The following is an 18,819-nucleotide window of genomic DNA, read 5'->3' on the forward strand; positions in this document are numbered from 1 at the left end:
TGCCCGTCCCGTGAAAGGGTAGTCTATGATAAAGTAAAGGCGCGAAGAAATCTTCGCGCCTTTATCAATTCGTCAGAAGATCGGCCTGATTATTCGGATTCTTCTTCTTCTTTGCCTTCAGCAGCGGCTTCGTTATCTGCGCTTACCAGACCCGATGGGGCGGTGATATTGGCGATCACAAAATCGCGGTCGATTGTTGGTTTAACGCCTTCTGGCAGGGTAACGTCAGAGATGTGGATCACATCGCCAATGCCGCGGCCTGTCAGGTCAACAGTAATCCCCTCAGGGATGTCACCTGCAATCACCGAAAGCTCAACCTCGGCACGCACGACTGTCAAAACGCCACCGCGTTTGATGCCAGGTGCGGCTTCATGGTTGATAAAGTTGACAGGGATGAACAGCTTAACACGCGAAGTGCGGCGTAGGCGCATCAAATCAACATGGGTCGGCAGATCTTTTACCACGTCGCGCTGCACGCCACGGCAAATCACGCGCACATCTTCTTGACCGTCAACCTTGAGGTTGAACAGGGTCGCGAGGAAGCGGCCCTCTTTCAGGCGCTTAAGCAATTGGTTAAAGGGGATTTGAATTGCAAGAGGGTCAGCCCCACCGCCATACACAATACCGGGCACCTTGCCTTCACGGCGAGCTTGACGAGCGGCCCCCTTGCCTGTCCCCGTCCGTGCCTCGGCGATAAGATCAGGAATCTCACCAGCCATAGCTATATCTCCATATGTTATGGGCCGCCTCCAAGGGTGTCGGGCCCGTGAAACCGCGCTCTTACAAGCATTTTCGGCCTTTGACCAGAGCTAAATCCGCCATTTTGTACATATATCGCTTGAGCCATTCCAATCGGCGGGGTAGCGATTTTAGCATGCATGCGCTCGCCAAAATTAGACAGGATCTTTCGCTGACCATCAGGCCTGTATTTGGCTTTATGGTTTTGGGAATCTTTTGGGGCTCTTATGCGGCGCTTGCCCCGCAAATCAAAGCGCAGATTGGGGCCGGTGATGGGCTCTTTGGCACGCTTTTGCTGATGTCTGCTTTGGGGCTTGTCACCGCAATGTGGTTGGCGCCGCGCGTAGATCGGCATTTGGGAAAATGGGGGCTGCCCCTTGGCGCGGGTCTATTGGCCTTGTCGTTTGCGGTTTTGGGTGCGGCAAGCCGCCCGTTGGAATTTGGCATTGGAATGGTTTTAGCGGGGGCGGCTTCGGGGCTGACGGATGTTATTATCAATGCCCGCGTCTCAGAGGCAGAGGCAGCCTTTAGGCGTCCGCTTATGTCACTTAATCATGCGATCTTTTCTTTCGCCTACGCGCTTGCTGCATTGAGTGCAGGCACGGCGCGGGAATTTGGCGCCTCTGCTTTGCAGGTGTTTTTGGGGTTGGGGGTCATCGTTGCTTTGGCACTGCCCATTTTGCGCAGCCAATCTTTTTTTGTAGGTGTTTCGGGAGATGGCGAAACGGTGCAGGGCGTTGATTTAGTGCCGTTCTGGTCGGGTTTGGTGATCTGGCCTGGATTGGTGGTAATGTTTGGCTTCATGTCAGAGGCCGCGATGGAAAGTTGGTCTGCCTTGCACATTGAACGCTCGCTAGGTGGGCGGGCTGTCGAAGGCGCGATTGGGCCTTTCATGTTGGGCCTAACCATGGGGATTGGCCGTCTTGCAGGGCATTTTCTAACGCAGGCGCATGATACGCTGCGTATGGTTTCGCGCGCGGCGTTGGTCTCGGCGGCGGGGGCGGTGATCGCTGCCTTAGCAGTGTCGCCTGGGATGGCCTATACAGGATTTGCAATCCAAGGACTGGGCGTGTCGATTATTGCGCCTTTGGCGCTTGGTTTGGCGGGGCAACTCGCAAGGTCTGGGGAAAGAACACGGATCATCGCCCGCGTGTCTGTCATTGGTTTTGCGGGGTTTTTGCTCGCCCCTGCAACAATGGGATGGATGGCAGAACTGGCCAGTCTGCGGGTGGCTTTTGGCATGATTGCAGTGATTTTGCTCATCATCCCGCTGATCTGCACGCGTGCGCTGCGCCCCCTCTCACCTGCGCGTGGCGGACAAGAGGGGCGCATCAGCGGGGTTTAGCCCCACTCGCCGCTAAAGTGTTTAGGAACAAGCAGGTTATGACGGCCAAGCGCCTTCACATCACGCTCGCCGCACAGTGCCATCGTGCTGTCGAGTTCCTTATGGATTACTTCCAAAGCGCGGGTGACGCCTGCTTCCCCCATAGCGCCAAGCCCGTTGACGAAGGCGCGCCCGATGTAGGTACTCTTCGCCCCCATGGCTAAGGCCTTAAGGACATCCTGCCCAGATCGAATGCCACTGTCGAGATGGACTTCAATCTTGTCGCCAACCGCTTCCAAAATTGGCTCCAACATACGGATGGAGGAGAGGGCCCCATCCAATTGCCGCCCGCCATGATTGGACACAACAATGGCATCGGCGCCAACTTTTGCAGCCATTTTTGCATCTTCAGCATCCAAGATGCCCTTGATGATCACAGGGCCATCCCACATTTTTCGGAATTGTTTAATGCGCTCCCAATCAAGGCTTTGATCAAAGGCTTGCGCCGTCCACGAACTGAGCGAGGAGGGGTCATCAATCCCGTCCACATGACCCACAATGTTGCCAAAGAAGCGCCGCTTGGTGCCGAGCATCCCAAGGCCCCATTGCACTTTGGTCATCATATCAGCCACGGATTTCACAGTGAATTTGGGCGGCGCTGATAGCCCGTTTTTGATGTCTTTGTGACGTTGACCCAAAAGCTGCAAGTCCACTGTAATCACGATGGCCGAGCATTTTGCCTCTTTCGCGCGCTGAAACAGCCGCGTCATGAAATCATCGTCTTTGAGCGTGTAGACCTGAAACCAGAAGGGTTTGCTGGTATGTTCCGCCACGTCTTCGATAGAACAGATCGACATAGTCGAGAGGGTGAAGGGCACGCCAAATTTTTCTGCGGCCCGCGCCGCTTTGATCTCGCCATCAGCGCGCTGCATACCCGTCAGCCCAACAGGGGCCAAGGCCACGGGCATCGCCACATCATGACCAATCATGGTCGACGCTGTGCTGCGGTTTGACATATCGACCGCCACCCGTTGGCGCAGGCGGATCAGGTCAAAATCGGATGAGTTTTCGCGGAAGGTCTGCTCTGTCCAACTGCCCGATTCAGCGTAATCGTAAAACATCTTTGGCGTGCGCTTTTGATGCAAGCGGCGCAGATCTTCGATTTCGGTGATGACGGGCATGGTGGCACTCCTCCGCAAGGCTGGTAAGGAAGTCTTACCAATTGTTGCGAATGCCCGCAATCATTTGGCGCGATGCGCCCCATCTGCCAAAGATTTTACAAAGGCGGTGATCTCTGGCACGGTTTTTCCCTCTTCAATCAGGCTTACAATCGCTGAACCCACGACCGCCCCATCGGCCACGCCTGCAATCGCTTCGGCGGCCTCAGGCGTTTTTATACCGAAGCCAACAATCACTGGCAGATCGGTCTGCGATTTGATCCGTGCTACCTCTGGCCCAACATCACCCGCCTGCGCATTGGCGGCCCCTGTGATGCCCGTGATCGAAACATAGTAGATAAAGCCCGATGTGTTTTCCAACAGCTTCGGCAGGCGTTTATCATCACTGGTCGGTGTCGCCAGACGGATGAAATTCAGCCCTGCCTTTTGCGCGGGAATGCACAGTTCGCTATCCTCTTCGGGAGGCAAATCAACGATGATCAAGCCATCAATGCCCGCGTCTTTGGCCTGCTCTAAAAAGCGATCCACACCGCGGCTGTAAATCGGGTTGTAATATCCCATCATCACAATCGGCGTGTCATTATCATTTTTTCGCAGCTCGCGCGCCATTTGCAGCGTTTTGGCGAGGGTCTGCCCCCCTTCAAGCGCGCGCTGCCCCGCAAGCTGAATAGTCGAGCCATCCGCCATCGGATCGGTGAAGGGCAGGCCCAATTCGATGATATCCACACCCGCGGCAGGTAGGGCTTTGATCAATTCAAGCGAGGTGTCGTAATTAGGATCGCCCGCCATGACATAGGCGACAAAGGCCTTCTTGCCCTCTTGGGCCAGCCGCGCAAAAGTGGTGTCGATCCGTGTCATAGATGCCTCCCGCGAAATCGTTCGTTTGGGGTTTGCGGCAAATAGCGGCGGAAATCAATGGGGCCTGACGGGTTCGGGCCATTGCCCCGCCGCGCACTTGGCCCTAGAAGGCAGCCAACGCGCATCACGGAGGTCGCTTGCAATGGGTTTCAAAATGGGAATCGTGGGTCTGCCCAATGTTGGGAAATCCACGCTGTTCAACGCCTTGACCAAAACCGCAGCCGCACAGGCTGCGAATTTCCCCTTTTGCACCATCGAGCCGAATGTGGGCGATGTGGCCGTGCCTGACCCACGCCTTGAGAAATTGGCCGCGATAGCAGGCTCAAAACAGATCATTCCAACCCGCATGACCTTTGTCGATATTGCGGGCCTCGTGCGCGGGGCCTCTAAGGGCGAGGGGTTGGGCAACCAATTCCTAGCCAATATTCGCGAGACCGATGCCATCGCCCAAGTGTTGCGCTGCTTCATTGATGATGATGTGACCCATGTCGAAGGCCGCGTTGACCCCGTGGCCGATGCTGAGACCATCGAAACCGAACTGATGCTCGCTGATCTCGAAAGCATCGAGAAACGCCTGCAAAACCTGACCCGCAAAGTGCGCGGTGGCGACAAAGAGGCGGTGCAGCAAGAGCGCCTTTTGAAAGAGGCGCAGGCGATGCTAGAGCAGGGCAAACCCGCCCGCATGGTCGAGGTGGCAGAGGATGACGCGAAAGCGTGGAAGATGTTGCAACTTCTGACCACCAAGCCCGTGCTATATGTTTGCAATGTGGACGAGGCCTCTGCCGCCACGGGCAATGACCTCTCCGCGCGGGTTGAGGAGATGGCCAAGGCGCAAGGGGCGGCTTCGGTCGTCATCTCGGCCGCGATTGAGGAAGAAATCAGCCAATTGCCCGCCGAGGACGCCGCCGTGTTCTTGGGCGAAATGGGTCTAGAGGAGGCAGGTCTCGACCGCCTTATTCGCGCGGGCTATGACCTTCTGGCATTGGAAACCTATTTCACCGTTGGCCCGAAAGAGGCCCGCGCATGGACGATCCGCCACGGCACCGCCGCGCCACAAGCCGCAGGCGTGATCCATGGCGATTTCGAGCGCGGCTTCATCCGCGCCGAAACCATCGCCTATGAGGATTACGTCACCTTGGGCGGCGAGGTCGCAGCCAAAGACGTAGGAAAAATGCGGGTCGAGGGGAAAAACTACATCGTCAAAGATGGTGATGTGCTGCATTTCCTCTTCAACGCCTAATCCCGCCACGCCACAAATTCCCCCCTTGCCCCTGCGCGCCCATGTCGTTAGACGGGTCGGCGGAGACGTGGCCGAGTGGTCGAAGGCGCTCCCCTGCTAAGGGAGTAGACGGGAAACCGTCTCGTGGGTTCGAATCCCATCGTCTCCGCCATAAAACTTTATTAATTCATTGATTTTATTATAGTTTTGATCATTAACATGATTTATATCCCCTTTTTGTCCCCCGCGGACAATTTGGATATTTGCCCAAAAATGGTAAACAATCGACGTGATTAACTGGGGTCATGTGGCCCCCCCGTTTGCTTTACGAATCCTATCGCGCGACCCCACTCCGGGGGCACCCCCGGATTTGAGGGTTTGCCTCAGGTTCACCTATGCATATGATATTGAACGGGCGGTCAGTATTAGCATGTACCCTAACGCTATATAAGCCTTCGATATGTAGTTGCTCTCATTAATGCTTAACGAGATTGCGTTTTAGTCCGCAAAATAGCTTTTGAGCTTTGATAAATTGACAACGGCTCAGCCAGTTTCTGCATTTTTATTGTTTTTGATGATCACTTTCAAAAATATACGAACAGTCTATTTGTAATTACCTTCATTGCCATAAAATCCTTATGGGCTGTAACGTTGAGCTCTGCAGCAACTACATTTTGTGGTTGGTGTTTTGAGTGGGTTAAAATCTGCGATATAGGGAGGGACAAATGAGCTCAATAGATCAAGCAGGCGGGATTGCAGGCGGAACCTTGGATCCAGATGGTCACAAGACGCTAAATCCTGTTGGTTCTGATGAAAAAACATGGGGATGGTTCGCTACTTTCAATATTTGGGCCAATGACGTGCAGTCATTGTTTGGGTATTCGTTGGTGGCGTCACTATTCATTTCATTTGGTGTTGGCGGTTGGACTGCTTTTGCAGCGTTGATTGCAGCAGGTTTGTTTGTGATGTGGATGGTAAATCTCTCGGGCGCGCCAGGCGAAAAATACGGTATTCCTTACCCGGTGTTAGCGCGTGCTAGCCTAGGCACCGAAGGAGCTAAGCTACCAGCTATTCTACGGGCAATAGTCGCAACATTTTGGTATGGTGCTCAGGTATACTTTGCGTCGACAGCTGTCGCACTTCTAATTCGATCTGTGACAGGGATAAGCGGGGGTTCCGAAATCCTTGGCATGACAGGCGTTGATTGGATCGCTTTCCTCATCGTTTGGGTGTTCCATATTGTGATTTTCTGGCGCGGCATGGGTTGGGTTGAAAAGTTTCTCAACTTTGCAGGCCCGTTCGTATATTTGGTCATGATTGGTCTTGTGATTGTTTTGTGGCAGCGCGCAGACGGCCAACTTCTGTCAGCTACAGCTACGATTTTTGCAAACCCTGAGGGAACTTTTGCAACCGAATTTAAAGGGTTTGTGGCTATCGTTGGGACTATGGTAGCTTACTTTGCAGCGGTGATGATCAATTTCAGCGACTTCTCTCGCTATTCCCGTAGCAACGCAGAAATGAAAAAAGGGAACCTGCTCGGTTTGCCATTTAACATGATTTTGTTCTCCGCTCTAGCGCTGCTTACGACAGGTGGTGCAGCAGTGGTATTTGGCGAAGAGATCATTAATCCAACAGAAATCGTTGAGCGGACGGATAGCGTCGTACTTGGCGTCATTGCTGCGATCACGTTCTTTGCCGCTACAGTGGGGATTAATTTGGTCGCAAACTTCATCCCTGCTGTGAATGGTATCGCGAACCTCAGCCCTGCAAAAATAAGTTTCAAAACCGCTGGTTTGATTACATCTGGTTTTGCACTCGTAATTGGTGGGTTTTGGACCGCATATATCGCAAACTTTGGGATTTTCCCGTTTGTGAATACCCTTGGAGCAGTGTTAGCTCCGATCTTTGGGATCATGATCGTTGATTACTATATGCACCGTAAGGAAACGCTCAATGTAGCGGACCTCTACAATGCCACCGGTGGTGAGTATCACTATGAAAACGGTTGGAACACGACTGCTGTTAAGGCTTTCGGGTTGGCTGCAATTTTCTCTGTACTGACGGTGTGGGTACCTTGGTTTGAATTCTTGTCAGGGTACAACTGGGTTATTGGTGCAGCTTTAGGTGCCATTCTCTTTCAAGTATTCTCGAAAAAATAATCCTTCGGTCTGAACTTTTACGAGGCGGTGAACGAACAGTTTCATCGCCTCTTTTTTGCAACTTCACGGATAAGTCTGCTTTTGCGAAGTTTGGTAGACATATTGGAGTAGTGAGCCATATTGTTGAGCAAGGAGTTCAATATGCGGCAACTGCGCGATGATACACATTTGATACTGGACGGCGAAATCCGCGTGTATCGGCGTGAGCGTAGCAAGCGGTGGCAGACAGCATTTTGCGATTGGTTGACTTTGATTTGGTCGCAAGGGTTGCGCGCTGCTTTGCGCGCCTATGTGGCGGCGGATTAAGCCCTTGGCATTTGTAGGGTCTTTGCGCCTATAGTCGGGGCACATATCTTCGACAACAAAGGCCCGCAGCATGAAGCTAGAATTTCACCATATCAATTTCGTCTCCGAAGATGTGGATCGGTTGCACGCGTTCTACACGGGTGTTTTGGGGTTGGACGACATCCCAATCCAATCTTTCCCGCGCCCTGAGGCAACTTCGCAAAGCGGGTATGATGGTAAAATTCGTTTTGCCACGGATGGGCAGATGCAGATGCATCTTGCCACAAAGGATTTGTCTGTCGCCTTTCGCAATGGCGAGGTGATCAACCCTGTCGAACGCGGGCATATTGCCTTTCGCACAGATGACATTGCAGCCTTTATGGCGCTGCTTGACCAACATAACATTCCCTATTCCGATTACGGCACTGCCTTTGCGAAAGAATGGCATCAGGTCTTTTTCCATGATCCCGAGGGCAATGTGATCGAGGTGCACCAAGCTGTATGATGGGGGGTCTGTGGCTTCTTTTTGGGGCGGCTTTCCTTGCGGCAAGCCTAATCCCCGCGCAATCTGAGGCGGTCTTGGTTGGTCTAATCCTTGGCCAGACCTATCCCGTCTGGCTGTTGGTCTTGGTCGCTGGGATTGGCAATGTTTTGGGCTCTTGTGTTAATTGGGGTTTGGGGCGCGTGGCTGAAACACAAGCCGATAAACGCTGGTTTCCGATATCCCGCGCGAATTTGGCCCGCGCGCAGGACCGCTATCAGCGTTGGGGTTGGATCAGCCTTTTGGCCTCATGGGTGCCAATTATCGGTGATCCGATTACGCTTGCCGCAGGGGTGATGCGCGAGCCTCTTTGGCGGTTTGTATTGGTTGTCAGCATCGCCAAATTTGGTCGATATATCGTTTTGGCGACCACTGTTTTGGGTGCTGTGCATTTCTTTTGAGATTGGGGGTTTCCAGCGGGCATTCTCTCTCTATCTCCCCCCTTACACAGATCAAAGCCGAGGAAAAAATAATGAGTGATTGTGGATGCGGACGTTCGCCAACGGGTAAATGTGTGGGTTGGCATAATCTGACCGAAGAAGAATATCTCGAAAAGAAAGATGCTTGGCAAAAGCGTCAGGCCGAAAAAGACGCCAAGTGATCCGCGCGGCACTCAAACGGTTTGGGGGTTGAGAAAGAGACTGATCTGCGTGCCACTTTGAGCATGGGCGTTATTTAAGCGCGCAATCAAGGACATCGAACGAAAAAGACGGGGCGCGTGACGGCGTATGGGGTGGGAAAGTCGCCCCATACGCCGTTTTCGTTTTGATGGTTAAAAGCGGAAATTAGGCAAATCAAAAAAATTATCATTTTGTTCTTTTATGATAGGTAGTAATTTTATAGGCTCGTCTTAAGCAGCGCTGCCCATTTAGTAGTTTGGGGCGGCGTTTTGGTTTCGTATGTTAGTTGGTGAGGGTAGTTTGATGTCAAAGCAGATGGCGCTGGTCGATCTTAATCTATTGGCCGAAACAAGCCGATTTCCAGTTTTGAAAGGTTTCATGCGTTCGCCAGCGCATTGGGAATTGCTGTGCAATATCTATGTCCTAGATGGCGATGAAAGCTATGGCATCAACGACTATATCGACATGTGCAAAACGGGCAGTGTGACCCGATTGACGCTCTCCAATTTTCTGCGCGCGCAAATTTCGAATGGCGCCTTGGAGGTGCAATTTGGTGCCAAGAAAAGCCGCAAAACCCTGACCTTGTCCAACAGCCTGAAGGCAGAGGTCGAGAACTATTTTGCGCTGCGCACTCGCTTGATGAAAGAGCAAGCCTAAGCCAAAACGCGCCCTGAACTGCGCCGCAAGTCGCCTTTGGTAGGCGCAGTGTCGCAGCATTGAGGGCGCAGATTGGCGAAATAGGTCTTTCACATGCCCCATGGCAGGGTTTATCAGCGTGATAGCAAACGCAATTGGCCGTGCCTATCTTGCGGATATGAACCTTGGGCTATCATTTTGGGGGATGGTTGGTGATGACCTCTTTTTCAGGACTTTCAAATAAACTCACTGGGTTGATACGGCGCAGCTTGATAGCGGCGGCCGTTGGCTTTGCTGCGCTCCCCTCTATGTCTCATGCGCAAGAGGTGACGTTACGACTTCACCAATTCTTGCCCGCACAATCCGTTGTTCCTGCGCAGATTTTGGATGTCTGGGCCGATAATGTCGAAGCGGCCTCTGGCGGTCGGATTGAGATTGAACGCTATCCATCTATGCAGCTTGGCGGCACGTCGCCTGAATTGATTGACCAACTCCGCGGTGGTGTGGCGGATATTGTTTGGACTGTGGTAGGCTATACGCCCGGCCGCTTCCCCACCACTGAGGTTTTTGAGCTGCCCTTCATGGTCGAAGATGCGGCAGCGGCCTCATACGCCTATTGGACGATGTTCGAGCGGCACATGGCGCAAGGTGAATTCGCCGATTACCATGTTTTGGGGACTTGGGTGCATGGCCCGGGCGTGTTCCACGCCAATGCGCCCATTTCAGTGCCCAGTGACCTTGAGGGGATGAAAATCCGTGGTGGCTCGCGACTTGTGAACCAACTGCTAGAGCAATTGGGGGCCGAACCAGTTGGTATGCCTGCCCCCGCTGTTCCCGAGGCTCTTTCGCGCGGCGTGATTGATGGTGCGACCTTCCCGTGGGAGGTTACATCCTCTGTGCGCGTGGCTGAGTTGATCTCTTATCACACCGAATTCGAAGGGCCTGCCGTCTATAACCTCACCTTTGTTATGGCGATGAATAAGGATGTTTACGCGGGGCTGCCCAATGATCTGAAGGCGGTCATTGACGCAAATTCAGGGCTAGAGTTCTCCGTTTTTGCGGGACGCACACAGCAAGCCGCAGATGCGCCTGCACGCGATATTGCCGTGGATTTGGGAAATGAAATCATCACGATCCCAGAGGCGGATGCATCCCAATGGCGCGATCTTGCCGCGCCTGTATACGAGGCATGGGTGGCCGATATGGCGGCGCAGGGGCGTGATGGCGCGGCTCTGATTGATGAGGCGCGCGCCTTGATGGCCGAATATGAGGCCGCAAACCCCTAAGCCCAAGTGGAAGGGGATATGCGCCCCATGTTGGACAGGTTCTTTCATCGCGTGGCGATTGTAATGGCCCTCGTGGGGGGCATTGTTTTATGCGCTGTGATTGTGATGGTGGGCTTGTCCGTTTTTGGGCGCGCCTCTAGCGACCTTGCTCATGGCCTGCGTGATAGTCTGCCTTTCGCACAAGCGCTGATTGATCTGGGTCTTGGGGCTATTCGTGGTGATTTTGAATTGGTCGAAGCGGCCCTAGGATTTGTTATTTTCGCCTTCATGCCCCTTGCGTCTTTGCAGCGGGCGCATGCACGGGTTGAACTTTTGACCCCCTATCTGCCCCGCAGCGTAAAGAGGGGAAGTAATCACTTGAGCGCATGGGGATTTGCCACGGCATTTGCCGTCATGGCGGCCATGTTGTCAGTGGGAACATGGTCAAAATATCAATCAGGTCAGACCTCGTTCATCCTCGCCATTCCCGTATGGATGCCGCAAGCGGCGGCTGTCATTGCGGCTTGGGTGGCGACCATAGTCGCGCTCTATCTAGCGATGCGCCAATTTGGGCAAGGGTCGCAAGATGAGTGATCTTTGGATCGGCATCCTGTCTTTTCCGACCTTGCTTGCGCTGATTTTTCTGCGCATCCCGATTGGGTTGGCAATGTTTGGGGTTGGCTTTTTGGGCCTGTCTGCCGTGCAGGGGGACGCCAGTTTGGCCTTAGGGCGACTGCGCAGTGAAAGCTACACGACATTCTCAAATTATGCGCTCTCCATCATCCCGATGTTTCTATTGATGGGCCATTTCGCCACTTTGGGTGGAATGAGCCGTGCGCTTTTTGATGCGGCGGCCTCTTTCTTAGGGCATCGGCGGGGTGGGGTGGCGATGGCTGCGATTGGGGCCTGTGCGGGCTTTGGGGCCATTTGCGGTTCCTCCCTGGCCACAGCGGCCACGATGGGGCGGGTTGCCTTGCCCGAACTGCGCGTCAAGGGCTATTCGGGGGGGCTTGCCACCGCCACATTGGCGGCAGGGGGCACCTTGGGCATTTTGATCCCCCCCTCCATCGTTTTGGTGATTTATGCGATCCTGACGGAACAAAATATCGCTAAGCTTTTCGCCGCCGCGCTGATCCCTGGGGTTTTGGCGGCCCTTGGGTATATGGCGGCCATTGCGATTTATATGCGCCGCCACCCTCAGGAAGGCAGGCTGAGCCCGCGTGTCCCTTGGGCGATGCGCGTGCGGGCTTTGCGCGCAACTTGGCCTGTGTTGGCGGTGTTTTTGGTGGTGGTGGGCGGCATTTATGGGGGCATTTTCACCCCCACCGAGGGCGCTGCAATCGGCGCGCTTGGGGCGGGTGGTGTGGCTTGGGCGCAGGGCGGTTTGACGCGCGAAACCCTCGCGCAAAGCCTGCTGCAAACGGCAAGTTCGACCGCGATGATATTTTTCATCATTCTAGGCGCTGCCTATTTCAATGGGTTTCTTGCCCTCACCCAAGTGCCGCAAGGCTTGGCCGAATGGGTTGGGGGGCTGGGATGGAACCCCTATGTGATCCTCTTGCTGATCTTGTGCCTTTACCTGCTGTTTGGCTGCGTCATGGACAGCTTGTCGATGATCCTTCTCACGATACCGATTTTTTTCCCTGTCATCTTATCCCTTGATTTTGGCCTGTTGGATCTCACTACGCTACAGCTTGAGGCTGTGGCCGAGGTTCTGCGCGGTGATCTCTCTGGCTTTGCAGCGGATCAATTGGCCGAGGCGCGGGCCGCCTTGGAGGCAGGCCTCCCCCTTGCCCAAGATACGGCGCGGGCATTGGGGATCAATTTGACAGAGGCGCGTGTCGCGCGGATGGAGGTAGAATTGGTGGCTATTTGGTTCGGCATCCTTGTGCTGATTGTGGTGGAAACAGGGTTGATTACGCCACCTGTTGGGATGAACCTCTTTGTGATTTCCGCAATGGATCGCGACACGCCTGTCTCGGCCACCTATCGGGCGGTTCTTTATTTTGTCACCAGTGATCTGTTGCGCGTGGCCTTATTGGTGGCCTTTCCTGCGATCACTTTGATCTGGCTGATCTAAGCCTTGCTCGTGCCGCGCTGCGGGCTAGGATAGCAGAAATCTGAAAAACTTCGGCAGGGAGAGAGACAGCAATGGCAAAACTTGCATTTTTGGGCTTGGGCGTGATGGGCTATCCGATGGCGGGCCATCTGCAAAAAGCGGGTCACGAGGTGACAGTCTATAACCGCACCACCGCCAAGGCAGAGAAATGGGCGGCGGAGTATGGGGGCGGCTTCGCTACCACCCCGCGCGCTGCCGCCGAGGGCGCGGATGTGGTTTTGTCTTGCGTGGGCAATGACGATGATTTGCGGGCCGTTGTGCTTGGGGATAAGGGCGCTTTGGCAGGTATGGCCAAGGGCGCGCTTTACGTGGATCACACGACAGTTTCCGCGATTGTCACGCGTGAGCTTGGCGCAACCGCAGCCGCATCTGGTGTGGGTTGGGTTGATGCCCCCGTCTCAGGGGGGCAGGCAGGCGCAGAAAATGGACAACTTGCCATCATGTGCGGTGGTGCGGATGCCGATTTCGCCCGTGCAGAGAGCATCGTTGCCGCCTATTCCAAGGCGACAGTCCATTTCGGGGAATTGGGCAATGGCCAAATCACCAAAATGATCAATCAAGTCTGTATCGCAGGCGCCATTCAAGCCGTTTCTGAAGGGCTGTTCTTCGCGATGCAGGCAGGTCTTGATGCGAAAAAAGTGGCCGCCCTTGTGTCGCAAGGGGCGGGCGGGTCATGGCAATTGGCCAATCGCGCCGAGACAATGGTGGACAATAAGTTCAATCACGGCTTTGCGGTGGATTGGATGCGCAAAGACCTCGCCATTGCCTTGGGGCAGGCCAAGGAATTGGGCATTTCACTGCCTGTGACCGCCATGGTGGATCAATATTACGGCGATGTGCAGGCTTTGGGGGGCGGGCGTTGGGATACGTCTAGCCTGATCCAACGCTTCCGCAAATTGCATGATATGGATATCTAACGCATGGAACAGTCGGCGGCCCCCACGGATCTTGAGGGGTTTTTGCGGGATATCTTTGACGCGGCGATTGCCGCCGTTGATCCGCGCACAATTCTTGCTCCCTATTTGCCTCGGCGCCCAAAGGGCCGCGTGGTGGTTATGGGGGCGGGGAAGGCCACAGCGCGGATGGCGCAGGCGGTTGAGGCCGCATGGGGGCCATGCGAGGGGCTGATTGCCGTGCCCCATGGCGCAAGCCTGCCTTTGCAGGGGATCGAGGTGGTGGAAACCGCCCACCCCGTGCCTGACGCGGCCAGTGAAGCCACGGCGGTGCGTCTGCTTGAACTGGCGCAAGGCTTAGGCGCGGATGATCTCGCGCTGTTTCTCATCTCTGGTGGGGGATCGGCGCTTTTGGCCGCCCCTGCCCAAGGGGTTAGTCTTGCTGATAAGCAAGCGGTGCATCGCGCGCTTTTGCGCTCGGGCGCGTCCATTTCGCAAATGAATATTTTGCGAAAGCACCTCTCTGCGATCAAAGGCGGCCATTTGGCTGTGGCGGCCCATCCCGCGCAGGTGGTGACCCTCTTGATCTCGGATGTGCCAGGCGATGACCCCGCGATTATTGCATCGGGGCCGACTGTCCCCGACCCGTCAACCATAGATGAGGCGCGCGCCATTGTGGGGCGTTACGCCCTTGATCTGCCGCCAAGCGTATCGGCGCGCCTTGGGTCAGGGCAGGGCATGCCGTCCGCGGATCACCCTGTATTCGGGGCCGCACAGACCCATATGATTGCAACGCCCATGGCGTCGTTACGCGCCGCGCAGTCGCGTGCGAAGGCGCTTTGGTCTGATCTGAGCGTGGTGATCTTGGGTGACGCTTTGGAGGGGGAAGCGCGCGATTTGGGCCAAGCCATGGCAGGGATCACGCAATCCATCTTGCGTCACGGCGCACCATTTTCGGCGCCTGTGTTGCTTTTGTCGGGCGGGGAAACCACCGTCACCATTGGGCAGGCCAAGCCTGGGCGGGGTGGCCGCAATTCCGAGTTTCTTTTGTCCTTTGCCACCCATGCGCCCCAAGGGGTTTATGCTTTGGCCTGTGATACGGATGGGATAGATGGGGCAGGCACCAATGCAGGCGCGATCTGGTCTCCGCGCGTGGCCCGCCAAGGCGCAGAACTCGATAAACGCGCCTTTCTTGCGGCCCATGATGCATTGCAGTTTTTTGAGATGGCAGATGGTGTTGTCACCACTGGCCCAACCCATACCAACGTGAATGATTTTCGGGCCATCCTGATCCCTGCGGATGCTGCGCCATGATTGCCCTTGATGGCCTGAATTTTAAGGCCCTTGCCGACTTTGACGCGATTTTGGATGTGCGCAGCCCATCTGAATTTGCAGAAGATCATATGCCCAATGCCATCAGTTGCCCCGTGCTGTCCGATGAGGAGCGCGCGCGGGTTGGCACGGTTTACAAACAAGACAGCCCCTTTGCCGCGCGCAAGATCGGGGCGGCCTTAGTTGCGCGGAACGCGGCGTATCACATTGAAACCCAACTGTCCCATCATGACGGCGCATGGCGTCCCTTGGTTTATTGTTGGCGTGGGGGGCAGAGATCCAATTCTTTCGCAACCATATTGCGCCAAATCGGATGGCGGGCAGAAGTGGTTGAGGGCGGCTATTGCGCCTATCGCAGATTGATCGTGGCACGGCTTTACGAACAGCCTTTGGGGCTGCGGATCATTCGCCTTGATGGCGATACGGGCAGCGCCAAGACGGAAATCTTGAACCGCCTTGATGCGCGCGAGGTGCAGGTGTTGGATCTTGAAGGCATGGCGCGCCACCGCGGTTCGAGCTTGGGTCAAATGGCAGGGGTGCAGCCGAGCCAAAAAGCATATGAATCTGCGATTGCCGCAAAACTGGGTCGCTTTGACCCGTCCCGCCCCGTTCTGGTTGAGGCAGAGTCTGCGCGCATCGGCATGTTGCGGATACCGCCCATGCTGTGGGTCGCGATGCGCGACAGCCCGCGTATCATGCTAGATATCAGCCCTGCTGCCCGCGCCACCTATCTGGCCAAAGCCTATGCAGATTTAACCGCAGATCAGGCGGAATTTGCCGCGCGACTTGAGCATTTGCGCGGGCTGCAAAGCAACGAACGCCTTGATCAGTGGCACGATATGATCCGCCAAGGGGCGTGGCCTGATTTGGCGCTTGAGTTGATAAAGCATCATTATGACCCTGCCTATGCGCGCTTGCGCAGCACAGAGGCAGAGGGGTCGCAGATGATGCGCATCACAAAAGGCAGCCTTGGCCCCGCAGAGATAGCCCAAATCGTGGATGAGATCGCAGCCGCGCTTTAACGGCGGCGGTCGCGTCTGGTGCTCATGGGTTGGAAGGCAACGCCAACATGGGCCTCGCAATAGGGTTTACCCTGTTGCACAGGCAGGCCGCAGAAATAAAAATTCTCTGTGGCGGGGTCGCCAATGGGCCATTTGCAGGTGCGCTCGGTCAATTCCATCAGGCTGATCCGCTTGGCGTGGTTTTCCACTTCTTTCACCTTGGCCAAGGCCTCGGGGCTGATTTCATTTGCCGAAGGCTGCGGTGGCAATGGTTGACCTGCGGGAACAATCGGTTTGCGCAAAGGCGTGACATTATTCGCGCGTGGCACAGGGGCTGTGGCAGGGGCTTCTGTCGCGGGCTTGGCTTCTGCTGCGGGGCGCGGCTTGGGGCTTGGTTTCGTCTCAGCGGTTGAGTCGCGCTTTGCATTGGCGCGCGCCGTTGCGGCGTTTGGCTCGGCAGGGGCCTTCGTCTCTTTGGGCGCTTTGGCCGTGCTTGCAGGGGTGGTGGTCGAGCGGTTCGACAAACCCAAGCGATGCACTTTGCCGATGACGGCGTTGCGCGTCACCCCGCCCAACTCTTTAGCGATTTGGCTTGCGGATTGCCCTTCGGCCCACATTTTCTTGAGTAGCTCTACGCGCTCATCGGTCCAGGACATCACGTCCCTCCTGCATCAGATATGGCTTTGTGGCCCTTGCGGCCCATCCTTACACAGCGCAATCGCGCCAGTCATAAAGATAGGGATATGGGCGTTTTACACCCGAAAGTGAAGCCCTATTCTAACTGTCCCACTCGCCAAGACAAGAGGCGAAGCGGTGGCGAAAGGGTCAAGGCGGCGGCTGACCTTGTCAAAGCATGGGGGGTTGAGATGCGGCAGGGGCTGCTCTACCTGTTGGGGCATCGATAAAGGGCGGAGAGCAGGCAATGTCAGCAGAAATGGGCGCGCGCCGATTTGGTCGGATGAATTGGTTGGGTCTTTATACCTTGATCTGGCGCGAGGTGATGCGCTTTGCCACTGTGTGGAGCCAAACAATTCTCGCGCCTTTGGTGACTGCCGCCTTGTTCATTGCGATTTTCTCGCTCGCCATTGGTGCAAAACGCGGGGATGTGATGGGGGTGCCGTTTGTGCATTTCATTGCGCCGGGGATATTGATGATGACAGTCATCCAAAACGCCTTTGCCAACACGTCCTCCTCCCTCGTGATTTCAAAGGTGCAGGGCAATATTGTTGATACATTGATGCCGCCCTTGAGCCCGCTTGAATTGGTTGTGGGGTATATGGCGGGCGGTATCGCGCGCGGGATTTTGGTGGCGCTTTGCACGATGGCGGTGATTTTTCCCTTCATCGGGCTTGGGGTTGCGCATCCCCTTTGGGCGCTTGTCTTTGTGATCCTTGGCGCGGGGTTTTTGGGTCTTGTCGGCGTTGTCGCGGGGATCATCGCGCAGAAATTCGATCAGATTGCCGCGATCACAAATTTCATTGTGACCCCGCTGAGCTTTCTTTCAGGCACATTCTATTCGATCGAGGGCCTGCCCAATTGGCTTTATGTGGTGAGCCACGTTAACCCAGTTTTCTATCTGATTGATGGTTTGCGCTATTCAGTCTTGGGCGTGTCGGACAGCAGCCCCGTTTTGGGGCTCGCTGTCGCAGGTGGCGCCACGGTTGCCATTGCCTTTGCGGCTTGGGCGATGTTCCGTTCAGGCTATCGCCTCAAGAGTTAAAGACCAAGACACCACCGCATCACGGCTTTTTGGGCGTGCAGGCGGTTTTCGGCCTCGTCAAAGATCACGGATTGTGGGCCATCCATCACCTCATTGGTGACCTCTTCGCCGCGATGCGCGGGAAGGCAATGCATGAATAATGCATCTTCCTTGGCCTGTGCCATCAGCGCGGCATTGATCTGATAGGGGCGCAATTGGTTGTGGCGGCGTTCCTTGGTGGTTTGGCTGTCATGCATCGACACCCATGTATCTGTCACAACCAAATCTGCCCCCTCCACGGCACGCGCAGGATCGCGCACAATTTCGATTTTCGAGCCTTTGGCGCGGGCTTCTTCGATGAAGACGCGCTCAGGATCAAGGGTTTCGGGGCCCGTAAAAGTCAGGTCGAACCCAAACTGCCCTGCGGCATGGATCATTGAGGCGCAGACATTGTTTCCGTCTCCCGACCAGACCACTTTTTTGCCTGCAATCGGCCCGCGATGTTCCTCATAGGTCAGGATATCGGCCATGATCTGGCAAGGGTGGGTGCGGTTGGTCAGCCCGTTGATGACAGGCACGGTGGCATTCTCTGCCAATTCCAACAGCACATCCTCGTCGAAGGTGCGGATCATGATCAGATCAACATAGCGAGACAACACCCGCGCCGTATCTGCGATGGTTTCGCCATGGCCAAGCTGCATTTCGCTGCCAGAAAGTACCATGGATTGGCCGCCCATCTGGCGCACGCCCACATCGAAAGAAACGCGGGTGCGGGTCGAGGGTTTTTCAAAGATCAGCGCCACCATATGCCCCGCAAGCGGCTGCGCGTCATCGGCTGCCCCTTTGGGCCGGCCTGCCCGTGCTTGTTTCATCGCGGCCGCCTGATCAATCATAGCCCGTAAATCGCTTGGCGTTGTTTTATGGATATCGAGAAAATGGTTCATTGTTTTTT

General features: G+C 55.3%; 20 protein-coding genes and 1 tRNA gene. 16 read left to right on the forward strand and 5 right to left on the reverse strand.

The window, feature by feature from the left end:
* Positions 1 to 89: 89 nt before the first annotated feature.
* A complete protein-coding gene (locus tag AAC636_RS03745; RefSeq protein WP_340300456.1) occupies positions 90 to 719 on the reverse strand; it encodes a 50S ribosomal protein L25/general stress protein Ctc in 630 nt (209 codons plus the stop codon).
* Positions 720 to 937: 218 nt separating this feature from the next.
* Here AAC636_RS03745 and AAC636_RS03750 point away from each other — a divergent pair, with 218 nt between their 5' ends.
* A complete protein-coding gene (locus AAC636_RS03750) occupies positions 938 to 2,083 on the forward strand; it encodes an MFS transporter (protein ID WP_340300457.1) in 1,146 nt (381 codons plus the stop codon).
* On the opposite strand, the gene AAC636_RS03755 is transcribed toward AAC636_RS03750, so the two are convergent.
* Positions 2,080 to 3,243 carry an alpha-hydroxy acid oxidase gene (locus AAC636_RS03755; RefSeq protein ID WP_340252511.1) on the reverse strand — a complete coding sequence of 388 codons (1,164 nt, stop codon included), beginning with the start codon at positions 3,241 to 3,243 and terminating at the stop codon, positions 2,080 to 2,082. The genes AAC636_RS03750 and AAC636_RS03755 overlap by 4 nt on opposite strands.
* A gap of 60 nt (positions 3,244 to 3,303) precedes the next feature.
* Entirely contained in the window at positions 3,304 to 4,098 is a 795-nt protein-coding gene (gene trpA / locus AAC636_RS03760) for a tryptophan synthase subunit alpha (protein ID WP_340300458.1), read from the reverse strand.
* A gap of 142 nt (positions 4,099 to 4,240) precedes the next feature.
* On the opposite strand from trpA, the gene ychF reads away from it, so the two are divergent.
* From ychF to mnmH, 14 genes are all read left to right on the forward strand, one after another.
* Positions 4,241 to 5,338, forward strand: a complete 1,098-nt coding sequence (gene ychF, locus AAC636_RS03765) for a redox-regulated ATPase YchF (protein ID WP_340261642.1) — start codon at positions 4,241 to 4,243, stop codon at positions 5,336 to 5,338.
* 61 nt (positions 5,339 to 5,399) lie between these two features.
* A tRNA-Ser gene (locus AAC636_RS03770) sits at positions 5,400 to 5,489 on the forward strand.
* A gap of 553 nt (positions 5,490 to 6,042) precedes the next feature.
* Complete coding sequence (locus AAC636_RS03775) at positions 6,043 to 7,476, forward strand: NCS1 family nucleobase:cation symporter-1 (RefSeq protein ID WP_340300459.1); 1,434 nt, start codon at positions 6,043 to 6,045, stop codon at positions 7,474 to 7,476.
* Between the two features lie 141 nt (positions 7,477 to 7,617).
* Positions 7,618 to 7,782 carry a hypothetical protein gene (locus AAC636_RS03780; RefSeq protein WP_340300460.1) on the forward strand — a complete coding sequence of 55 codons (165 nt, stop codon included), beginning with the start codon at positions 7,618 to 7,620 and terminating at the stop codon, positions 7,780 to 7,782.
* A gap of 70 nt (positions 7,783 to 7,852) precedes the next feature.
* Positions 7,853 to 8,266, forward strand: a complete 414-nt coding sequence (locus AAC636_RS03785; RefSeq protein ID WP_317656331.1) for a VOC family protein — start codon at positions 7,853 to 7,855, stop codon at positions 8,264 to 8,266.
* Entirely contained in the window at positions 8,263 to 8,703 is a 441-nt protein-coding gene (locus AAC636_RS03790) for a YqaA family protein (RefSeq protein ID WP_317656329.1), read from the forward strand. Before AAC636_RS03785 ends, AAC636_RS03790 begins: the two co-directional genes overlap by 4 nt.
* 71 nt (positions 8,704 to 8,774) lie before the next feature.
* Positions 8,775 to 8,903, forward strand: a complete 129-nt coding sequence (locus AAC636_RS03795; RefSeq protein WP_340261629.1) for a hypothetical protein — start codon at positions 8,775 to 8,777, stop codon at positions 8,901 to 8,903.
* A gap of 322 nt (positions 8,904 to 9,225) precedes the next feature.
* The gene (locus tag AAC636_RS03800; RefSeq protein ID WP_340300461.1) at positions 9,226 to 9,579 is read left to right on the forward strand and encodes a hypothetical protein; all 354 of its coding nucleotides are present in this window, start codon (positions 9,226 to 9,228) and stop codon (positions 9,577 to 9,579) included.
* Between the two features lie 194 nt (positions 9,580 to 9,773).
* Positions 9,774 to 10,844 (forward strand): TRAP transporter substrate-binding protein, encoded by a 1,071-nt coding sequence (locus AAC636_RS03805; protein WP_445322535.1) that lies wholly within the window; start codon positions 9,774 to 9,776, stop codon positions 10,842 to 10,844.
* A gap of 27 nt (positions 10,845 to 10,871) precedes the next feature.
* Positions 10,872 to 11,417 carry a TRAP transporter small permease gene (locus AAC636_RS03810; protein WP_340300462.1) on the forward strand — a complete coding sequence of 182 codons (546 nt, stop codon included), beginning with the start codon at positions 10,872 to 10,874 and terminating at the stop codon, positions 11,415 to 11,417.
* Complete coding sequence (locus AAC636_RS03815; RefSeq protein WP_340300463.1) at positions 11,410 to 12,903, forward strand: TRAP transporter large permease; 1,494 nt, start codon at positions 11,410 to 11,412, stop codon at positions 12,901 to 12,903. Before AAC636_RS03810 ends, AAC636_RS03815 begins: the two co-directional genes overlap by 8 nt.
* Before the next feature lie 71 nt (positions 12,904 to 12,974).
* The gene (locus AAC636_RS03820; protein ID WP_340252489.1) at positions 12,975 to 13,859 is read left to right on the forward strand and encodes an NAD(P)-dependent oxidoreductase; all 885 of its coding nucleotides are present in this window, start codon (positions 12,975 to 12,977) and stop codon (positions 13,857 to 13,859) included.
* Positions 13,860 to 13,862: 3 nt separating this feature from the next.
* On the forward strand, positions 13,863 to 15,149 hold the full coding sequence (locus tag AAC636_RS03825) for a glycerate kinase type-2 family protein (RefSeq protein ID WP_340300464.1): 1,287 nt from the start codon (positions 13,863 to 13,865) through the stop codon (positions 15,147 to 15,149).
* Positions 15,146 to 16,189 carry a tRNA 2-selenouridine(34) synthase MnmH gene (gene mnmH / locus AAC636_RS03830; RefSeq protein ID WP_340300465.1) on the forward strand — a complete coding sequence of 348 codons (1,044 nt, stop codon included), beginning with the start codon at positions 15,146 to 15,148 and terminating at the stop codon, positions 16,187 to 16,189. Before AAC636_RS03825 ends, mnmH begins: the two co-directional genes overlap by 4 nt.
* Here mnmH and AAC636_RS03835 read toward each other — a convergent pair.
* The gene (locus AAC636_RS03835; protein ID WP_340300466.1) at positions 16,186 to 16,824 is read right to left on the reverse strand and encodes a GcrA family cell cycle regulator; all 639 of its coding nucleotides are present in this window, start codon (positions 16,822 to 16,824) and stop codon (positions 16,186 to 16,188) included. The two genes, mnmH and AAC636_RS03835, sit on opposite strands and share 4 nt — an antisense overlap.
* A gap of 266 nt (positions 16,825 to 17,090) precedes the next feature.
* Here AAC636_RS03835 and AAC636_RS03840 point away from each other — a divergent pair, with 266 nt between their 5' ends.
* Positions 17,091 to 17,888, forward strand: a complete 798-nt coding sequence (locus AAC636_RS03840) for an ABC transporter permease (RefSeq protein ID WP_340252481.1) — start codon at positions 17,091 to 17,093, stop codon at positions 17,886 to 17,888.
* On the opposite strand, the gene argF is transcribed toward AAC636_RS03840, so the two are convergent.
* Positions 17,885 to 18,811 carry an ornithine carbamoyltransferase gene (gene argF, locus AAC636_RS03845; protein ID WP_340300467.1) on the reverse strand — a complete coding sequence of 309 codons (927 nt, stop codon included), beginning with the start codon at positions 18,809 to 18,811 and terminating at the stop codon, positions 17,885 to 17,887. The two genes, AAC636_RS03840 and argF, sit on opposite strands and share 4 nt — an antisense overlap.
* Between the last annotated feature and the right edge of the window lie 8 nt (positions 18,812 to 18,819).

Origin of the sequence: Roseobacter sp. HKCCD5988 (assembly GCF_037830355.1) — a bacterium.
Taxonomy (GTDB): Bacteria; Pseudomonadota; Alphaproteobacteria; order Rhodobacterales; family Rhodobacteraceae; genus M30B80.

Coding starts and splice junctions, on each gene's coding strand:
- AAC636_RS03745 (WP_340300456.1), bottom strand. CDS start 719: ATGGCTGGTGAGATTCCTGATCTTATCGCCGAGGCACGGACGGGGACA.
- AAC636_RS03750 (WP_340300457.1), top strand. CDS start 938: ATGGTTTTGGGAATCTTTTGGGGCTCTTATGCGGCGCTTGCCCCGCAA.
- AAC636_RS03755 (WP_340252511.1), bottom strand. CDS start 3,243: ATGCCCGTCATCACCGAAATCGAAGATCTGCGCCGCTTGCATCAAAAG.
- trpA (WP_340300458.1), bottom strand. CDS start 4,098: ATGACACGGATCGACACCACTTTTGCGCGGCTGGCCCAAGAGGGCAAG.
- ychF (WP_340261642.1), top strand. CDS start 4,241: ATGGGTTTCAAAATGGGAATCGTGGGTCTGCCCAATGTTGGGAAATCC.
- AAC636_RS03775 (WP_340300459.1), top strand. CDS start 6,043: ATGAGCTCAATAGATCAAGCAGGCGGGATTGCAGGCGGAACCTTGGAT.
- AAC636_RS03780 (WP_340300460.1), top strand. CDS start 7,618: ATGCGGCAACTGCGCGATGATACACATTTGATACTGGACGGCGAAATC.
- AAC636_RS03785 (WP_317656331.1), top strand. CDS start 7,853: ATGAAGCTAGAATTTCACCATATCAATTTCGTCTCCGAAGATGTGGAT.
- AAC636_RS03790 (WP_317656329.1), top strand. CDS start 8,263: ATGATGGGGGGTCTGTGGCTTCTTTTTGGGGCGGCTTTCCTTGCGGCA.
- AAC636_RS03795 (WP_340261629.1), top strand. CDS start 8,775: ATGAGTGATTGTGGATGCGGACGTTCGCCAACGGGTAAATGTGTGGGT.
- AAC636_RS03800 (WP_340300461.1), top strand. CDS start 9,226: ATGTCAAAGCAGATGGCGCTGGTCGATCTTAATCTATTGGCCGAAACA.
- AAC636_RS03805 (WP_445322535.1), top strand. CDS start 9,774: ATGACCTCTTTTTCAGGACTTTCAAATAAACTCACTGGGTTGATACGG.
- AAC636_RS03810 (WP_340300462.1), top strand. CDS start 10,872: ATGTTGGACAGGTTCTTTCATCGCGTGGCGATTGTAATGGCCCTCGTG.
- AAC636_RS03815 (WP_340300463.1), top strand. CDS start 11,410: ATGAGTGATCTTTGGATCGGCATCCTGTCTTTTCCGACCTTGCTTGCG.
- AAC636_RS03820 (WP_340252489.1), top strand. CDS start 12,975: ATGGCAAAACTTGCATTTTTGGGCTTGGGCGTGATGGGCTATCCGATG.
- AAC636_RS03825 (WP_340300464.1), top strand. CDS start 13,863: ATGGAACAGTCGGCGGCCCCCACGGATCTTGAGGGGTTTTTGCGGGAT.
- mnmH (WP_340300465.1), top strand. CDS start 15,146: ATGATTGCCCTTGATGGCCTGAATTTTAAGGCCCTTGCCGACTTTGAC.
- AAC636_RS03835 (WP_340300466.1), bottom strand. CDS start 16,824: ATGTCCTGGACCGATGAGCGCGTAGAGCTACTCAAGAAAATGTGGGCC.
- AAC636_RS03840 (WP_340252481.1), top strand. CDS start 17,091: ATGTCAGCAGAAATGGGCGCGCGCCGATTTGGTCGGATGAATTGGTTG.
- argF (WP_340300467.1), bottom strand. CDS start 18,811: ATGAACCATTTTCTCGATATCCATAAAACAACGCCAAGCGATTTACGG.